The sequence below is a fragment of the Pseudomonas sp. S30 genome (assembly GCF_016518545.1).
In the GTDB taxonomy this organism is placed as follows: domain Bacteria; phylum Pseudomonadota; class Gammaproteobacteria; order Pseudomonadales; family Pseudomonadaceae; genus Aquipseudomonas.
On sequence record NZ_JACVTO010000001.1, the window covers coordinates 324305 to 341938 of the forward strand.

The following is a 17634-nucleotide window of genomic DNA, read 5'->3' on the forward strand; positions in this document are numbered from 1 at the left end:
TTTTTCTTCAGGAGATCAACCATGTCACTGCGATTCAAAGGTTCCGACCTGCGCCCCGTGCTGGCCGAGGCCGTTGCCAACCAATGCCGCGTCGTCCTCGCCAAGGACCAGGGCGTGTACTTCCTCGCCGAGCAGGGAGAGCGCCGTCCCGATGGCCGCGTGAAGCTGCTGGCCTATGCCGTCGGCTGCAACCCGGATACCGACCCGTTTGACGACTGGTGGGAACTGGCGCGCGCCGAGCTGGGTGGCGACGACTTCGGCGAGTTCTTCGACCCGAAGGACCGCGTTTTCACCCGTATTCTGCAAAGCTCGGATGATCTGGAGCTGTCCGCCACCCCGACGTACCTGTCACTGGCGGCGGTGGAATCGGCATAGCTTAAAAATCTCTGCATACCCCTCGAAGCCCCCAGTTTGGGGGCTTTCTTTTTTGGCAGAACTTGGCGACCCGGACAAAGGGAAACACCCGGATGCCGATTGATTGCTGCCACGCGCGCGAGGCCTGGACATGCTGCCCCCATGCCTGCTGACGTTGTCAGCGACATGCCAGGCAACCATCGGTCTTCGAGGTTGCCGCGCAGTTCCCACTGCGTGACCGAGCCAGCTCGCACCGCATCCATCCGCGAGCGGCCACCAGCCTCTGGTGGCGGATGCTTTCGCCTTATCAACCCACCGCGGGGTTACGCACCTTTCCCCGCATGCGTGGGGCCGGTGTGTCTCCGCTTCATCCCTATGGAGATTCACCATGAGCACCACGTCCAACGAGAAATCGTATTTCGACCTCCACACCTCGGGCATCGGCTACATCCAGCGTGCCCGCGAGGTTCCCGTCCGGGGCGGCCGCCGTGCGCAGCCCTTCCTGGCATGCACCATCGCCGCGCTGGTCGGTTCCGCCAAGGACCCCAGCTACCGCTACTTCGACGTCAAGGTCTCGGGTGCCGAGGCCAAGAAACTGGTCGAGCGCTACATCGGCGTTGACGATCCCAAGCAGCGGCCGCTGGTGCGCTTTCGCCTCGGCGACCTCTGGGGCGATGCGTACATCCGCGACAAGGGTGAGCACAAGGGCCAGGCCGCCGCGTCTCTGAAGGCGCGACTGCTGAAGGCCGAGCCGCTTGACCGGGCCGAACTGGCTTCGATCAAGCAGCACGAGCTGATCACCCGCGGCATCGGCTACCTTAGCCGTCCGAAGGACGTCTCCCCCAAGGATGGCGATCCGTTCCTGTCGTGCTGCGTCGCGGCGCTGGCCGGACCTGTCGGTGAACCGGAATATCGGTACTTCGACACCATCGTCGCTACCCCTGAAGCCGAGCACCTGGTTCGCCGTTGCGTGCAGGCCATCGAAGGGGACCGCAAGGTGCTGATCGCCTTCCGTCTGAACGACATGAAGATCGATCCGTACATCCGCACCAAGGGCGAGCGCGCCGGGGAACCGGGGGCGAGCCTGGAATCGACGCTGGTCCACATCGGTCTCATCAAGATCGACGGCACCCAGGTCTATCCGACGAGCCAGGCGCAAGCCGAGGCGCCACAAGCCGAGGACGCACCCGCGCCCGAAGCCGAGGTTGCCGCCGACACCGCTGCCGACCTGCCTGTCGAGCCCGCCGAGCGCGAGCCCGCAGGTGAAGTCGAGGAGCAGGAGCAGGCATTGGCTGCTTCGTTCTGATCCGGCATGGCCCCTCACGGGGCCTTGCCTTTTTCCTATTCCCCAAGGAGAACCATCATGGCAGTCACATCGGCGCCCGACCAATCGGGTTCGCCCATCACCGTCCCAGGCCAACTCACGCTGCGCACGATCCGCGGAAGAAACGGCCCTTTCAACGTCGGCCGACTTGTCACCCCCATCGGCAAGTTCGCGGTGAAGGATGCGGAGCTGGAGCAGTACCCCGAAGGCAAGTACGACGGGGAGTTCGTCATCCGCTACATCTTCCCGAAGTCCTATCCCGTCGGCGACGGCATGCGGTTCGAGATCCGTGCCAACCTGGACGGGATGACGCTCAACGGCATCGACAAACTGAGCCGCGACGAGGCACGCAGCTTCACCACCCAGGAAGTCGATCCGCTCGATGAAGAACTGGGCGCGCAGCCTGCGGCAACGCCGGCCAAGCCCGCCAAGGCATCCAGACCCGCCAAGCCCGCATCCGTGCAGGCGTCCGCGGACCCGCTGATCGATACCACGCCTTTTGGTGTGGATGCCCCGCCGCCCGCTGCGGCTGCTGCCCTCGGCAGCACCGAAGTTGGCGACGCCGCGCTGTTCGGGCTGCTCTGGCCGCTGGGAGAGTCCGTGAAACTGGATTCGACCATCGACCGCCGCACCCTGCGCGCGCAGATCGCCCGCCTGGGTGAACTGGGCTACGCGCTGGACTTCAAGACGCAGGAGTGGAGCCGCCAGGCCGAACTGCAACCTGCGTGATCGCAGACGCCGCATCCGTGGTGTTCTTCATCCACCCGCCGGGGTTCCTTCCCCATGCGGGGGAGGCTCCGGCTTTCTTCTGGAGGTCTCCATCATGTCCACCATCGCTTGCGATGCACCTCATTCCACGCTGGACGAACCCGCCTGGCGCGCTGTCTGCAAGACGGCCGCCGAGCACGCCCAGCGTGGTTGCGGCCTGTCCTGGGATCACTGGGTCACGCTTTTCAGTTCGGAGATCGACGCGCAAGCCAGTCGGTTGCCGGAAACCCAGCGGGCTCAGGCCCTGGAAATCGCGACCCAGGAATGGGACTACGCAACGCCTGCCGAACGGCAGGAAACCCAGGAGTGGAACGCGGCAAACGGCTACTGCTCCCATGGTATCGAACTGGGCTACTGCCCAGCCGGTTGCGGTTCCTAGTCCGCACCGGACTCCATCGCCGCACGCGCGGCATTCCATCACCCGCTGGGGGCTCTCCCCCACGGGGGGGCCTCCGGCTCGATTCTTCAGGAGGCCTTTCATGGGCTGGTATTTCTCCCCCCAATCGCGGTCTGAACTGATCGCGGAACTGATCGCACCGCAAGAGACCGAGCGCGCCAGCGTCAAGGTCATCGCCCACGCGCTGCGCGGCAACGTCTTGTGGTCCGTCGCGGAAGTGACGGCCAAACTCGAAGGCGTGCATCGTCATCTGGCGCCGGGCCAATCCCTGCGCTACATCCGTTGCGATCTGCTCGAACGCAGCGGCAACCAGTGGGGCTACAAGCCACTGGACGAGTCCATGCACCCGTACCACCACACGTGCCCGCTGTCCTATCTGGACCTCGCACCAGAGCAGTCCGCCGACTGGCGTGCAGGCGTTCGCGCCTACCACGCGCGCCGGCGCACACCCACGGCACCTGCGGCACCCACCGCAGCGCTGATGGCCTGAGCCAGGAGGAACCGACATGGACCCGATCCTGGCTGCGCTTCCGCCCTCGCTGCTGAAGCTCGTTGAAGGGAGTTTGTCCAACGACGAAGTTTCGTCCGACGAGGAAATGCTGGCGTACTTCATCAGCGAGGGACTCACCGAGGAACAGGCACGGCAGGCACTGACCTACCGCGACCAGTACCTCAACAACATCTACCTGGACGGCTTCACGCCGATCACCGCGGTGGACCAGGCGCTTCACTTCAATCCTCACACCCGGCAATTCGAGCCGGACTGAGCGGTTTTCATCCACCCCCTGGGGCAGTACTTGCCCCAGCGGGCGGTGCTGTTCCCGTTGATCCGAGGACACCACCATGCCCGCAAACACTTCTTCCACCACGCTGTATCGCATCGACGAATGCTCCGACGTGATGGCCGACGCTTGCGTCGGCGATGACCAGGGCAACCTGATCTTTCTGTCGATCTGGGCGCGCGACACCGCCGTCCAGCAGTTCCTCGCTCGTCTGACCCTCGGGCGCGACGAACAGGGCCTGGACCAGTTCCACGTCATCACCGACCAGGGCGGCAGCGTCCCGGTGTTCGTCAGCAACGTCGATCGTCTGGAAAAGCGCATGACCCGCGCCTACCGGCGAACGCTGTTCGGTTCGCTGTCCAACGTGTGGCTGTTCGACCGCCGCTGCGTCAAGCCCGACAAGGCCAACGCCAGCGCACTGGCATTGCTGCCCAAGGGCAGCGCCCACCGGCTTGACCGCCTGTGGATGCTGGTACGGGACACCTGCCCACTGCCGCTGCTCGGCCACTGGCGCGAAACCGTGCTGGAGCTGCTACAGACCCGCGAGATGCTGGCCCGCCTTCCGTTCGCCCTCGGGCCGCTGGAAGGCCATCGGCTCGCCATCGACGTGCCGGCGCTGACCCTGGCGCTGGGCTCCCTGATCCGCAGTGACGTGCTCACCGCCTATCCCTATCCGGCCAAGATTTGGACGCCGGAAGCGGTAGCGGCTTGACCCACCCGCGAGAGCACGCCAAGGCGTGCTCTCGCACTTCATCCCCGCCAACCAGGAGACTTCCATGGCCCTCATGTTCCCGCGGCTCGCCCGCAATTTCGCCAAGAACGGGTATTACCCGACCGACGAACCCACGCTCGAAAGAGCCCTCAACGCACTGATGCCCAGCGATGGGCCGATGTGCATCCTCGATCCCTGCGCCGGCGAAGGCGTGGCGATCGCCGAAGCCGCTCATGCCCTCGGGCGCGAGCAGGCCAAGGCTTTCGCCGTCGAGTTCGACGCGGAGCGGGCACGCCATGCCGGCGGCCTGGTCGATCACTGCCTGCACGCGGATCTGATGGATACGATGATCTCCAAGCAGTCGTTCGGGCTGCTCTGGCTCAACCCGCCGTATGGCGATCTGTCCAAGGACGTCAACGGCAACATCGGCTATCAAGGCCAGGGCCGGGCACGCCTCGAAAAGCTGTTCTATCAGCGCAGCTTGTCGTTGCTGCAATACGGCGGTGTGCTGGTCTTCATCGTCCCCGGCTACGTGCTGGACGCCGAGCTGGTCTGCTGGCTGACGCGCCACTACACGGACCTGCGGATCTACCGAGCGGTGGAGACGCAGTTCAAGCAGGTGGTGATCTTCGGCCGCAGGGTGCGCCAGCGCGAGCTGGCACCCGATGGTCTCAAGGCCGTGCGCAATCTGCTGCTGCAGGTCGGGCTTGGTGAAGTCGAAGCCGAGGAGCTGCCGAGTGAATGGCCGTTCCTGCCGTACATCGTCCCCGCCAGTCCGGCCGAGCCGAAGCATTTCTTCCGCGTGACGATGGAGCCGGAGCAGTTCGCCGATGAGGTAGGTCGGCTCCAAGGCCTCTGGCCGTCGCAGGACACGCACCTGGGGGCCGCGCAGCAATCGCTGCGTCCGCCAGCGCGTGCCTTGTCCCACTGGCATCTCGCCCTCGCTCTGGCTGCGGGCGCGATCTCGGGGGTTGTGCGCTCCAAGACCGGGCGCGTGCTCGTCGTCAAAGGTGACACCCACAAGGACAAGACGCTCCAGCGCGAATTCACCGAACGCGAAGACGGCTCCATCGCCGAGACCCGCATCCTCACCGACAAGTTCGTGCCCGTCATCCGCGCGTGGGACATGACGCCCGGCTCCGCTACACGGGGCGAGGTCCTGACCATCCGTTAATCCACCGGACGCGCTGCCGTCCTGCTGTACCACATCGAAGGAGAAACACCCATGTTCTCAAGCCTGTTCAAGCGGCCCGCGCCGCAGAAACAACCGTTGTTCGCACCAGGTACGTTGCAGTTGAGCGAGAAGGTGCATTGGCTGGCCCGCAAAGGCCTGATCGACCCCTTGGCTCTTGTCCAGCGCCATGTGCGCGGTGACTGGGGCGAGACCGATGAGGCCACCCGTCAAGCCAACGATGTCGCAATCCGTGGGGACGATCCGATGATCTCCCACTTCAGGATCACGCCCGAACTGGTGTTGATCGTCAAAACCAGCGAGGACCATCAGACCACGGTGATCCAGCTTCCCGAAGAACGGGACATGATCTGACAGCACCATCGTCGTCTTCATCCACCTGCCGGAGCCACTTCACTCCGCCAGGGGTGTCGTGGCTCAATGACTCATCAAGGAGGAGCCCATGGCATCACATCGCATTGAAACCTACTGCCACAGGCTGGCGTTTCCAATCGGCGCGCTCATCTCCAGCAGGGGCATCGATCGCTTGGTCCGAACGGGTCGCCTCGACCCGATCCCGTACTTCAGGCGCCACACCCGTGGCGACGTCAACCTCCAGCAATGGCAGGCCAACAGCACTGCACTGCAATCCGGTGCATCGCTGGAATCCTGCTATGTGATCCATCCGGGGCTGCCCATCCGCATCGTCACCGATGCGGAGCGCAGCGCCACCGTCATCGGGCTGCCGTCCGAAGACTGAGCACGATTCCCCAGCAGGCCGCCACGGCCGGCAACTTCGACCACCTCGGCCAAGCGCCGATTTCCTTCCCACTGCGGGGCATGCCATTGCCCCGCTGGGGGTGGTGCATGCCCCATTTTTCATTGGAGCATCACCATGTCCCTCGATCTCGAAACCACTACCGCTGAAGCCGCGCCCGTACAGGGCGAACTACTCGATGCGGAATCTTCCCCTCTGACCCTGAGCCTTCAGGATTTCGTCGGCGAGTTCGGCGACGAACTGCTCGACGCCCTCAATAGCGCGAACCCGCCGGTCTATAACGGCCAGCCGCAGGCGCACCGGCAACTCGTCGTCGCCAGCCTCAAGCGCAAGCTGTTCCCGGCCCAGGCCGAAGTCGTCCACGCCGCTGCCGAGCTGCTGATCGATCGTGGCGAACGCGCCGCGATCGTCAATGGCGAAATGGGCTGCGGCAAGACAACCGTCGGCATCGCCACGGCCGCTGTGCTCAACGCCGAAGGCTACCGCCGCACCCTGGTTCTTTCGCCGCCGCACCTTGTTTACAAGTGGCGGCGCGAGATCCAGGAGACGGTGGCAGGCGCCAAGGTATGGGTGCTCAACGGGCCGGACATACTCGTCAAGCTCATCAAGCTGCGCGAGCAGTTGAATGTCCAGCCCACGGGCCAGGAGTTCTTTGTCTTGGGCCGGGTCAGGATGCGGATGGGGTTCCACTGGAAGCCCGTCTTCACCCAGCGGCGTACCCGTCACGGCAACGTGGCGGCGTGCCCGGACTGCGGCACGGTCATCACCGACCTCGACGGCGAGCCGGTCAACCCGGTCGCGCTCCAAGCCGAGGAATACCGCAGGAAGTGCAGCCATTGCGCCGCCCCCCTGTGGACACTGATCCGCCCGCGCAGCCTGTCCGGCAGCGACCAGTCCTCGGCCGTGCTGAAAGCCTTGAAGCGCATCCCGACGATCGGGGAAGTCACCGCGCAGAAGCTGATGCAGAAGTTCGGCGACGGGTTCCTGGCGTCGATGCTGGGCGACAACATCCACGAGTTCATCAACTTGATGGATGGCAACGGCGAACTGGTCTTCTCTGACCGCCAGGCGCATCGCATGGAAAGAGCAATGGCGAACATGGAGTTCGGCTTTGGCGAAGGCGGCTACCAGCCGTCCGAGTTCATCAAGCGCTATCTGCCGCAAGGCACGTTCGACTTGTGCATCGCGGACGAGGCGCACGAGTACAAGAACGGTGGCAGTGCCCAGGGTCAGGCGATGGGCGTGCTGGCGGCGAAGGCTCGCAAGACCTTGCTGCTGACAGGCACGCTGATGGGCGGCTACGGGGACGACCTGTTCTACCTGCTGTTCCGAGCCCTGCCCGGGCGGATGATCGAAGACGGCTACCGCCCGACCACGAGCGGCAGCATGACCTCGGCGGCCATGGCGTTCATGAGGGACCACGGGGTCCTCAAGGACATCTACTCCGAAAGCACCGGCACGGCGCACAAGACGGCCAGGGGCACCAAAGTATCGGTGCGCACGGTCAAGGCTCCCGGCTTCGGGCCGAAAGGCGTCTTGCGGTGCATCCTGCCGTTCACAATCTTCCTCAAGCTCAAGGACATCGGCGGCAACGTCCTGCCGCCGTATGACGAGGAGTTCCGTGAAGTCGCAATGGACACGGCGCAAGCCGCGGCCTACCGCGACCTGGCGGGTCGGCTGACCGCGGAGCTGAAACAGGCTCTGGCGCGACGCGATACGACGCTGCTGGGTGTGGTGCTCAACGTGCTGCTGGCCTGGCCGGACTGCTGCTTCCGGTCGGAAGCCGTAGTGCATCCGCGCACGCGCAACACCTTGGCGTTCGTCCCGGCTCAGTTCAACGAGTTCGAGGTGACGCCGAAAGAGCGCGAGCTGATCGACATCTGCAAAGAGGAGAAGGCGCAGGGCCGCAAGGTCCTGGCCTACACGGTCTATACCGGCACGCGCGACACCACGTCGCGCTTGAAGGTGCTGCTGGAGCAGGAAGGTTTTCGGGTGGCGGTGCTGCGCGCAAGCGTGGACGCCAGCCGCCGCGAGGACTGGATCGCCGAGCAACTGGACCGTGGTATCGACGTGCTCATCACCAACCCCGAGCTCGTCAAGACGGGCTTGGACCTGTTGGACTTCCCGACGATCGTTTTCATGCAGTCGGGCTACAACGTGTACTCGCTCCAGCAGGCGGCACGCCGCTCCTGGCGCATTGGACAGAAACAGCCGGTGCGCGTGATCTACCTCGGCTACGCCGGTTCCTCGCAGATGACCTGCCTGGAGCTGATGGCCAAGAAGATCATGGTCTCGCAGTCCACCTCGGGCGACGTGCCCGAATCGGGCCTGGATGTGCTCAACCAGGACGGTGATTCCGTCGAGGTTGCATTGGCCCGGCAACTGGTCGCCGCCTGATCCCCACGCCAACGCCGGCCTCGCGCCGCCGGCTTTCCGTTGTTCTCACCTTGCAGCCACGCCCACGGTCTCCGTGGACGTGGCTGCACCTTCACTGGCCCCTTCGGGGGCCTTTTTTTTGGAGGGAGGCTGCCGGGAAATCGGGCGATGCCTGGTTCACATTGTTTGCTGCCGCTCGTGGCCCGAGCGGCGATGGTGAGGGCTCGATGTTTCAGGACGACGCGCCATGTGCCCCTCTCCACCCTGGTTTCACCATCCCGAACGCCGCCTGCTGGCGGGTTTTCTCGGCCTGCTTTGGTCGGTGCTGGCTGGCGGCTGCGCCACGACGAGCGCGCCGGTCGCGCCCGACACCATCGAGGAAGTCTCGGCCGCGCCCGAGCCCGAGGCGCCGGAGTACATCCCCGTCGTGCGCTACGGCCGCTACACCCTCGTGGAACTGACACCCAGGGCGGCGCAGCGCGACCTACTTTTGCAGACCATCGACGTGTCGATGCCCGAGGATGCACGCGCTACGGTCGGCGACGGGCTACGGCATGTGCTCAAGCGCAGCGGTTACGGCTTGTGCCAGACGGCGCACGCGGTGATCGAGCTCTACACACTGCCGCTGCCGGCGGCGCACCTGCACCTCGGCCCCATGACCCTGCGCGATGCGCTGCTCACCTTGGCTGGTCCGGCCTGGGAACTGCACGCGGATGACCGCGCGCGGCAAATCTGCTTCGAGCGGCCCGGCGACAGCATGATCGTCGACAACGTACCCGCGCCACCCGCCACCGAGGCGGTGCAGACGTTCCCGCTGGCGCCCGCGGCATCGGGAGGCCAGCCATGAACGCCCCGCAGCCCGCCCATCGTTCAACGGCCGCCGTGGTGGTGCAGAGCCTGATGTGGCTCTGGCTGATCGGCCTCAGTGTCCTCGTTGCCCTCGGCTACCAGGCGATGAACGACCAGGCCGACCAGGAGCGCCTCGATTCCCGCCTGCAACGCCTCGAAGCGCAGGCGACAAACCTGGCCGAGACCATCGAGGCCATCCAGCAGCGTCCGGCCGTCGCCACGGCGGCAGACCTCAAAGACACCCACCAAATCCTGGAAGCACGTGCGGCCCAGGTCGAGAAATCGCTGAGCGCCTATGCCGCTGCCGACGACCTTCAGGCGCTGCGCGCCGAAGTCGAGCAGGTCAAGGCGCGGCAGACCGCCGCACGCGCCGCAGCACCCGCCCGGCCACGCGCAGCGAACAAGGCCGCCGCCAAGTCCGAACCACCGCCGCTGCCGTTCCGCATCGTCGGTGCCGAACTGCGTGCCGGCGAGCGCAGCGTGTCCGTCGCACCAAGCACTGGCGACTTCACGCCCGACCAGCTTCAGGTGCTACTACCCGGTGATGCGGTCGGCCCGTGGCGCTTGCAGGCCGTCGAGGGCAACGCCGCGGTGTTCCAGGCCGGCGAACTGACCCGCCGCGTGGCGATTCCCTAAGCGGAGCAGATCGCATGCAGCCATCGATCATCCTTTCCGTTCTCCTGCTGGCGTCCACCCAGTGGCCCGCCTGGGCGCAGCAGCCCGCCACGGCTCCCGCCCGCAATGCGCAAAGCCAGGAGCGCCCGCTGGCCGCCCGCATCCTGGACGACCGGGTGGCGAGCGACTGGGGCCTGCAACCGCAGGAATGGGCGCGCTACCGCGAACTGATGGACGGGCCGCTGGGCATCTACTCGCCCAACCTGGACCCGCTGTCGGCCCTGGGCATCGAGGCCCGCACCGACGAGGAACGGCGCCGCTACGCAGAACTGCAGGTGCAGGTCGAGGCGCGCCGCGTCGAGAAGCTGCTCGCCTATCAGCGCGCCTACGACGAGGCCTGGCAGCGCCTGAACCCCGGCATGCAGCGGGTGAACCTGCCGGACGACAAGCCGGTCGCCGGCGCCACGCGCGGCTCCGGCCGCACGGCAGTGTTCGTCAAGGACGGATGCGTGGCCTGCGGCCAGCTCGTGCAGCGCCTGCAATCGGCGGGCGCCGAATTCGACCTGTACATGGTCGGCAGCCGCCAGGACGACGCGCGCATCCGCGACTGGGCCAAGCGCGCGAACGTCGACCCGGCGCGCGTGCGTGGCGGCAGCATTACGCTCAACCACGACGGCGGCCGCTGGCTGTCGCTGGGCCTGCCGGGCGATTTGCCTGCGGTCGTGCGCGAGGCAAACGGCCAATGGCAGCGCCAGCCATAGCCGCACCCCTGCGCGCACTGGTGCTCGCCGCTGGCCTGTGCGCCTGCGTCGCCCAGGCCCAGGAGGTTCCGCCACCGGCCTACCAGCTCGCCGCGCAGCGCGCAGGCATCCCCTCGACAGTGCTCTACGCCGTGGCCTTGCAGGAGAGCGGCATCCGCCGCAACGGGCGCATCGTCCCGTGGCCGTGGTCGCTCAATGTCGCCGGCCAGTCGCGCCGCTATGCGACCCGCGCCGATGCCTGCGCGGGCTTGCAGCAGGTGATGCGCTCCACGCCGCACACGCGCATCGACGCGGGCCTGGGCCAGATCAACCTCGGCTACCACCAGCAGCGCTACGCCAGCGCCTGCGATTTGCTCGACCCATACCGCAACCTCGCCATCGCTGCCGAGATCCTGCGCGAGCAGCACACCCCCGGCGAGGACTGGTTGCTGGCGATCGGCCGCTACCACCGTCCTGCGGGCGGCGAGCCTGCCGCCCGCTATCGCCGCAGCGTATCCCGCCACCTTGCCCGCGTGCAGGGCACGCGCCCAACCGCCGCGGTCCTCACCGCGCGCCAGGAGAGTTCCCCATGACGACATCCCATCTGGCCCAACTCACGGTGAAGGGCCTGCTCGTGCTGCTGGCGGGTCTGCCGCTGGCCTCGCTTGCCGGCGAGCCGCTGATCGTGGTCGAAGACCGCGGGGGCACGTCGGCGCTGCCGTACTACGAAACCCTGAACCTCCAGCCGCGTGCCAACGCGCCGAGCCGGCCGCCCATCCCAACGCCCCAGGTTCCCGCCACGTCGGCGGACGAGGCCGCGATGCTGCCGGTGCGCAGTGCCAAGCTCACGCCCGGCACCGTCGCGCGGCGGGTCATCGAGGCTCCGGGCCTGCGGCCTTTCGTGGTCGTCGGCGACGACGAGGCGTCCCGGGCCTGGCTTCGTCGCCAGGCGACCGCGCTGCGCGAGCGTGGCGCGGTTGGTCTCGTGGTCAACGTCGAGACCATGCAGGGCCTGGCGCGGCTGCGCGCACTGGTGCCCGGCGTCCCCCTCGCGCCCGCGTCCGGCGACGACCTGGCCGAGCGCCTCGGCTTGCGGCACTACCCGGCGCTGATCACGGCCACCGGCATCGAGCAATGAAGCCATGTCGGGGAAACAGCCGGTCGAGGTACTGCTTCGCCCAGCGGTGGAGCTATACACCGTTGCCGCATGCGCGGGCGCCGCGTTTCTGTCCCTGGTGGCCCCATGGTCGCTCGCGCTGAGCCCGTCCATGGGCATCGGCAGCGCGCTGGCGTTCGGCGCCTACGGTGCCATCCGCTACCGCGATGCCCGCATCATCCTGCGCTACCGGCGCAACATCCGCCGCTTGCCTCGGTACGTGATGACCAGCAAGGACGTGCCGGTCAGCCAGCAGCGGCTGTTCGTGGGGCGCGGGTTCCTGTGGGAGCAGAAGCACACCCATAGGCTGATGCAGACGTACCGGCCTGAATTCCGCCGGTACGTCGAGCCGACACCAGCATACCGGCTGGCGCGAAGGCTGGAAGAACGGTTAGAGTTCGCGCCGTTCCCGCTGTCCCGGCTGCCTGCGCTCACCGGCTGGGATGTGCCTTTCAATCCGGTGCGCCCGTTGCCGCCGGTGGGCGGCCTGCCTCGGCTGCACGGCATCGAGCCCGAAGAGGTGGACGTCAGCCTGCCGCTGGGCGAGCGCGTCGGCCACTCGCTGGTGCTGGGCACGACGCGCGTGGGCAAGACGCGGCTGGCCGAACTGTTCGTGACCCAGGACATCCGGCGCGTGAACGCCGCGGGCGAGCACGAGGTCGTGATCGTCATCGACCCGAAGGGCGATGCCGATCTCCTGAAGCGGATGTACGTCGAGGCCAAGCGCGCGGGCCGTGAAGGGGAGTTCTACGTCTTCCACCTAGGATGGCCGGACATCTCCGCGCGCTACAACGCCGTGGGGCGATTCGGGCGCATATCGGAAGTCGCCACCCGCGTTGCGGGGCAGCTTTCCGGCGAAGGCAACAGCGCGGCGTTTCGCGAGTTCGCCTGGCGCTTCGTCAACATCATCGCCCGCGCCTTGGTGGAGCTGGGACAGCGCCCGGACTACATGCTGATCCAGCGGCATGTCATCAACATCGACGCGCTGTTCATCGAGTACGCCCAGCACTACTTCGCCAAGACAGAGCCCAAGGCCTGGGAGGTAATCGTCCAGATCGAGGCCAAGCTCAACGAGAAGAACATCCCGCGCAACATGATCGGGCGCGAGAAGCGCGTGGTGGCGCTGGAGCAGTACCTCTCACAGGCACGCAACTACGACCCGGTGCTGGACGGCCTGCGCTCGGCCGTCCGCTACGACAAGACCTATTTCGACAAGATCGTCGCATCGCTGCTGCCGCTGCTGGAGAAGCTCACCAGCGGCAAGATCGCGCAGCTCCTGGCCCCGAACTACTCCGACCTGGCCGACCCGCGCCCGATCTTCGATTGGATGCAGATCATCCGTAAGAGGGCCATCGTCTATGTGGGCCTGGATGCGCTCTCCGACGCCGAGGTCGCCGCAGCGGTCGGCAACTCGATGTTCAGCGATCTCGTGTCGGTCGCCGGGCACATCTACAAACATGGGATCGACGATGGCCTGCCGGGCGCGTCGGCCGGTGCGCGCGTGCCCATCAATGTCCACGCCGACGAATTCAATGAGTTGATGGGCGACGAGTTCATTCCATTGATCAACAAGGGCGGCGGTGCCGGCCTGCAAGTCACGGCCTACACGCAGACCCTCTCGGACATCGAGGCCCGCATCGGCAACCGCGCCAAGGCCGGTCAGGTCATCGGCAACTTCAACAACCTGTTCATGCTCCGTGTGCGCGAGACGGCCACTGCTGAACTACTGACCCGGCAACTGCCGAAGGTCGAGGTCTATACGACCACCATCGTCAGCGGCGCGACCGACAGCTCGGACATTCGCGGGGCGACGGACTTCACGTCGAACACGCAGGACCGCATCAGCATGTCCAGCGTGCCGATGATTGAGCCGTCGCATGTCGTCGGCCTACCCAAGGGCCAATGCTTCGCGCTGCTGCAGGGCGGTCAGCTCTGGAAAGTGCGCATGCCGCTGCCGGCGCCGGACCCGGACGAGGTGATGCCGGCGGACTTGCAGCAATTGGCTGGGTACATGCGCCAGAGTTACAGCGAAGCGACGCAGTGGTGGGAGTTCACCAGTTCCCCCGCCTTGCAGGACACCGGCCTGCCCGACGACCTCCTGGATGACGCCGCTCCGGCCGAACCTCTCGCGGTGACCACCGCCACCGACGAGGACACCGGCAACGAGGCCTCGCCATGAAGGACGCTGCCTCAACTGCGCAACGGGAACAGAACCAACGTCAGGGCCTAATCGTCGGTACCATCACATTGCCGTTCCGGCTGCTCGGGGTGCTGATCGGCTCGCTGCTGTTCTCGATCGTCGTGGAATGCGTCGGCATGCACCTGTTCTGGAAAGACCAGGGCTGGCGGCATTCGCAGCAGATGTTGCAGTACGAACTGGGGCACCTGTCCAGCCACTTCACGCGCAGTGTGGTCGTGCAGGAGCCGGGGCGCACGGCGCACGAGTTGGTGGACACCGGCTACGAATGGGTGTTCGTTCGCTCCGGGCTGTTGGCGCGCATGAGCCAGACCGCCGAGCGCGCCCGCGCGCCCAGCCACGGGAAGGACCGGGACGGCGGCCGCAACTTCCGCTACTACATCAGCCAGGTCTACGTCTGGACCGAGAGCTACCTGATCGCCGCGGCCTTCACGACGCTCACGTTCCTGGTGCGCCTGCTGGTCCTGGTGCTCACGTTGCCGCTGATCTTCACCGCGGCGTTCGTTGGCCTGATCGACGGCCTGGTGCGGCGGGACGTGCGCAGGTTCGGCGCGGGCCGGGAATCCGGCTTCATCTACCACCGCGCGAAGGCCAGCCTGATGCCGCTGGCCGTGCTGCCGTGGGTCACCTATCTGGCCTTGCCGATCTCAGTGCATCCATTGCTGATCCTGCTGCCGAGCGCAGCCTTGCTGGGAATGGCCGTCAGCCTGACCGCTGGCAGCTTCAAAAAGTACCTTTAGGCGTTCAGCGTCTCTGCAAGACATCCAGCGCCGCATCCAGGGCTGCGACCGCTTCGACCACGGCCCGAACGGTGGTTCGGTCGAACTCGTGATCACGCTGCGAATCGTGCACGCCGCTATTAAGGTAACCCCACTCGATGCTCGTACCGCTGACATTGAGCAGAGTAACGAGGGCCGCCACCGCCTGAGGCGCACCGGGGTGCTGCGCCGCGATCCGATCAACCGCTGATCGCAACTTGGCGCATTTGTTGTTCAGTTCCCACGGCGAACGAGGACCACCCAGCTTGATCTCAATTCGACCATCAGCGCGACGTCCCAGCCATGTCCAGAGACGGTCCGTCAGGCTCTCCAACGCCGGCCGGGCCTGCCGCAGCGCTTCGCGCTTCTCATCTGCCGCCAAGGCCTGCTGCGCCAGCAGGACATAGTTCTTCGTGGGCGGATCACTGTCGACGCGCAGCTCGTGCTCCCCTTGGTGAGGAAGGAACTTGTAGCGTTTGATGGCGCCAGCGCGCCGGGCGCCCAGCTCCTGCTGGATGCGATGCAGGAATTCCTCGGCGTGGGAGGTAAGGATGACCTGCTTGCCGTCAAGAAGGCCGTCCTCGAAGAAGGTGCGCCAAATGCCGTCGCGATGGTCATCGTCGATCGCATTGACGACGTCATCAAAGATGACGACGGGGCAACCTTGTGCGATGTTTTTAGCGAGCAGTATGGCCAGGCCAAGGCACTTGATGTGTCCCTCGCTGAACACAATCAGTGCGTCGTATCGGGTGCCTGGCTCGCCGGCAAACTCCACCTCGATCTTGCCGTTCTCGGCCACGGGCAGCCACAACGCGTGCAGCAGATCGCCGGGCGGATCGGCCCGATTGAATGCGTTGTAGAGCTGGCGCGCCTGTTCTCCCAGCCCTTGGAGCAACATACCCGGCAGCGCAGCAAGGTAGGCGTGGATCTCGGGCAAAAAACCGTCGTAGGCAACCTTGACCCGCTGATGGTGCGCCACCACCGCCACTTCCGCCGCTACGGCCTCGATCAGTTCGCGGTTCGCCTCGTCGAACTGGGCGACGGTCTGGCGGGCCGTCGCCAGATCCTGATCGGCCGCCCCACGCATGGTGCGCAGCCGTTCGACCTCCAACTGGTGCTGCTGTAGGCGATCTCGCTCCTGAGTCAATGCGCCGCGCTGGGCATGCACTTCCCGCGCCTGCGCGTCGATTCGTTCAATGATTTCGGCGATGCGCAGCAGAGCGTTCCAGGCACGCCGATCACCATCGACCCAGGCACCAAGCCAGTTGCCGGCCGCAGTGGGAGGCAGCAGCGGCAGACCAGCACCCTGTGCTTCGGCCGGACAGGCAACGGCCCCCGCCGTCACCACTCGCCGCATCTCCTCCCACAGGACTCGAACCGCCTCGCTCAACTGCGTGCGATATCCGGTCTCCTGCTGTTGGAGGGCAGCCAGTTGCGCGAGCTGCTCCAAGCCCGCGCGCGCCTTGGCGAACGGATCCTGCGCTACGGCGGCCAATGCGGTTCCACACGCCGGGCAAGCCGTTGCCCCGTCCGCCAAAGCCAACACGGCCTCGTAGAGCTTCGCGTATGACACCTCGCCGGCACGGGCAGCAAGCTGCCCGGAGGACGCCTGCCACAGTCCCTGGATCCGGTAGGCCTCTGCTAGTAACGCCTGCAAACGGGCCTGCGTTACTTCATAAATGGCAGGCGGGTTGGCGTCCAGTTGGGCCTGGACGTATGACAGCCGCCCTTGTTGCTGTGGTGTACCCAGCAGCCAGTCGACGCAGGCCTGATAGGTCGCGCTAGGCGACATACGCTGCGCCAAGGACTGCTCCAGGCCCTCGATCGCAGCAATCTTCTGCGGATAGGCGGCGATCGTCTGCTCGGAGTTCGCCAACTGTACGCGGCGCTGTGCCAGCTGCGCGGCTTGGACACCGGCGAGCATCAGGTCCTGATCGAGCGAGGGGTTGAAGCCCCGCACGAATTCGCTGAACTGATCCACGCCGAACAGGGTTGCGATCAGCTGCCGCTGGTCACCCGGCGTCCGCGCGGCGATGCGCGCAAAGTCGTCCAGGCGGTTCTTCTCGATGAAGCAGAAGCGGTATTCGGCTTCGTCCGGCTGGACGGCCTGGGGCCGGTCTTCATCCCGGGACGATAGGACAGGCGCGACATGGCGGCGCAGGCGAGCGTTGTTGCAGTAGGCCCGTTGGTCGACCCGCTTGACTTGCGCCTCGCTGATCGAGCCGAGCATGGCAATTTCCAGTGCCTCGCAGAAGCTGCTCTTACCAGTGCCGTTCGCACCGTAGATCAGGGTGATGTCATGGCTGAGGTCGAATGTCTCCTGACGCATGAAGCCCCGAAACGGCCCGACGTCGAGCTGATGCAATCTCCCGAGGGCCGGCCCGGCTTCGGGGCCACCCGCCTCTGCATCGAATGCGGCGGGCGTCTGCGCCAGACGCTCGACAGCCAGCGGTGCGAGGCGCGTGGATCGACCGCGTCGTGCAGCCCCTACCTCTGAAAGAGGATGCAGGTGATCGAGTACCAAGCGCGCGAGTCGGCGCACGTCGTCGTGCACCTGTCGCTGGGCCAGGTGCGCAAGGAAACGGTGGTACTCCGAATGAATGCTTGCCATGCAGTCCCCTCTACACAGACAGACGCTCTGACTCGCGTCTTGGTGT

The 17634-nt window shown here is 65.9% G+C and carries 19 protein-coding genes; 18 read left to right on the top strand and 1 reads right to left on the bottom strand.

Features of this window, described 5'->3' with window-relative positions; translation table 11 throughout:
• Positions 1–21 precede the first annotated feature (21 nt).
• The 18 genes from IAE34_RS01400 to IAE34_RS01485 all read left to right on the top strand — a co-directional run bounded on the left by IAE34_RS01400 (position 22) and on the right by IAE34_RS01485 (position 14959).
• On the top strand, positions 22–375 hold the full coding sequence (locus tag IAE34_RS01400; RefSeq protein WP_200137074.1) for a DUF3085 domain-containing protein: 354 nt from the start codon (positions 22–24) through the stop codon (positions 373–375).
• Between the two features lie 367 nt (positions 376–742).
• Positions 743–1660 carry a DUF3577 domain-containing protein gene (locus IAE34_RS01405; protein ID WP_200137075.1) on the top strand — a complete coding sequence of 306 codons (918 nt, stop codon included), beginning with the start codon at positions 743–745 and terminating at the stop codon, positions 1658–1660.
• Positions 1661–1717: 57 nt separating this feature from the next.
• Entirely contained in the window at positions 1718–2407 is a 690-nt protein-coding gene (locus tag IAE34_RS01410; protein ID WP_200137076.1) for a DUF3275 family protein, read from the top strand.
• A gap of 94 nt (positions 2408–2501) precedes the next feature.
• The gene (locus tag IAE34_RS01415) at positions 2502–2825 is read left to right on the top strand and encodes a hypothetical protein (RefSeq protein WP_200137077.1); all 324 of its coding nucleotides are present in this window, start codon (positions 2502–2504) and stop codon (positions 2823–2825) included.
• Positions 2826–2925: 100 nt separating this feature from the next.
• Positions 2926–3333, top strand: a complete 408-nt coding sequence (locus IAE34_RS01420; RefSeq protein WP_200137078.1) for a hypothetical protein — start codon at positions 2926–2928, stop codon at positions 3331–3333.
• A 16-nt stretch (positions 3334–3349) separates the two neighbouring features.
• Positions 3350–3610, top strand: a complete 261-nt coding sequence (locus IAE34_RS01425) for a hypothetical protein (protein ID WP_200137079.1) — start codon at positions 3350–3352, stop codon at positions 3608–3610.
• Positions 3611–3686: 76 nt separating this feature from the next.
• Positions 3687–4337 carry a hypothetical protein gene (locus IAE34_RS01430; RefSeq protein WP_200137080.1) on the top strand — a complete coding sequence of 217 codons (651 nt, stop codon included), beginning with the start codon at positions 3687–3689 and terminating at the stop codon, positions 4335–4337.
• Between the two features lie 40 nt (positions 4338–4377).
• The gene (locus IAE34_RS01435) at positions 4378–5511 is read left to right on the top strand and encodes a DUF6094 domain-containing protein (protein ID WP_325100964.1); all 1134 of its coding nucleotides are present in this window, start codon (positions 4378–4380) and stop codon (positions 5509–5511) included.
• A gap of 51 nt (positions 5512–5562) precedes the next feature.
• Complete coding sequence (locus IAE34_RS01440; RefSeq protein WP_033448821.1) at positions 5563–5883, top strand: hypothetical protein; 321 nt, start codon at positions 5563–5565, stop codon at positions 5881–5883.
• Positions 5884–5971: 88 nt separating this feature from the next.
• Positions 5972–6268: a hypothetical protein gene (locus tag IAE34_RS01445; RefSeq protein ID WP_200137082.1), complete on the top strand. Its 297-nt coding sequence runs from the start codon at positions 5972–5974 to the stop codon at positions 6266–6268.
• A 135-nt stretch (positions 6269–6403) separates the two neighbouring features.
• Positions 6404–8683, top strand: a complete 2280-nt coding sequence (locus IAE34_RS01450; protein WP_200137083.1) for a helicase-related protein — start codon at positions 6404–6406, stop codon at positions 8681–8683.
• 226 nt (positions 8684–8909) lie between these two features.
• Positions 8910–9509, top strand: a complete 600-nt coding sequence (gene pilL2 / locus IAE34_RS01455) for a PFGI-1 class ICE element type IV pilus protein PilL2 (RefSeq protein ID WP_200137084.1) — start codon at positions 8910–8912, stop codon at positions 9507–9509.
• Entirely contained in the window at positions 9506–10147 is a 642-nt protein-coding gene (locus tag IAE34_RS01460) for a hypothetical protein (protein ID WP_200137085.1), read from the top strand. Before pilL2 ends, IAE34_RS01460 begins: the two co-directional genes overlap by 4 nt.
• A gap of 14 nt (positions 10148–10161) precedes the next feature.
• The gene (locus tag IAE34_RS01465) at positions 10162–10887 is read left to right on the top strand and encodes a TIGR03759 family integrating conjugative element protein (protein WP_200137086.1); all 726 of its coding nucleotides are present in this window, start codon (positions 10162–10164) and stop codon (positions 10885–10887) included.
• Positions 10869–11459, top strand: a complete 591-nt coding sequence (locus tag IAE34_RS01470) for a transglycosylase SLT domain-containing protein (protein ID WP_194273005.1) — start codon at positions 10869–10871, stop codon at positions 11457–11459. Before IAE34_RS01465 ends, IAE34_RS01470 begins: the two co-directional genes overlap by 19 nt.
• Positions 11456–12004: an integrating conjugative element protein gene (locus IAE34_RS01475; RefSeq protein ID WP_200137087.1), complete on the top strand. Its 549-nt coding sequence runs from the start codon at positions 11456–11458 to the stop codon at positions 12002–12004. The genes IAE34_RS01470 and IAE34_RS01475 overlap by 4 nt, the downstream gene beginning before the upstream one ends.
• 4 nt (positions 12005–12008) lie before the next feature.
• Positions 12009–14201 carry a type IV conjugative transfer system coupling protein TraD gene (traD, locus tag IAE34_RS01480; protein WP_200137088.1) on the top strand — a complete coding sequence of 731 codons (2193 nt, stop codon included), beginning with the start codon at positions 12009–12011 and terminating at the stop codon, positions 14199–14201.
• Positions 14198–14959 (top strand): TIGR03747 family integrating conjugative element membrane protein, encoded by a 762-nt coding sequence (locus IAE34_RS01485; protein ID WP_200137089.1) that lies wholly within the window; start codon positions 14198–14200, stop codon positions 14957–14959. The genes traD and IAE34_RS01485 overlap by 4 nt, the downstream gene beginning before the upstream one ends.
• A gap of 4 nt (positions 14960–14963) precedes the next feature.
• On the opposite strand, the gene IAE34_RS01490 is transcribed toward IAE34_RS01485, so the two are convergent.
• A complete protein-coding gene (locus IAE34_RS01490; protein WP_200137090.1) occupies positions 14964–17588 on the bottom strand; it encodes an ATP-binding protein in 2625 nt (874 codons plus the stop codon).
• Positions 17589–17634 lie beyond the last annotated feature (46 nt).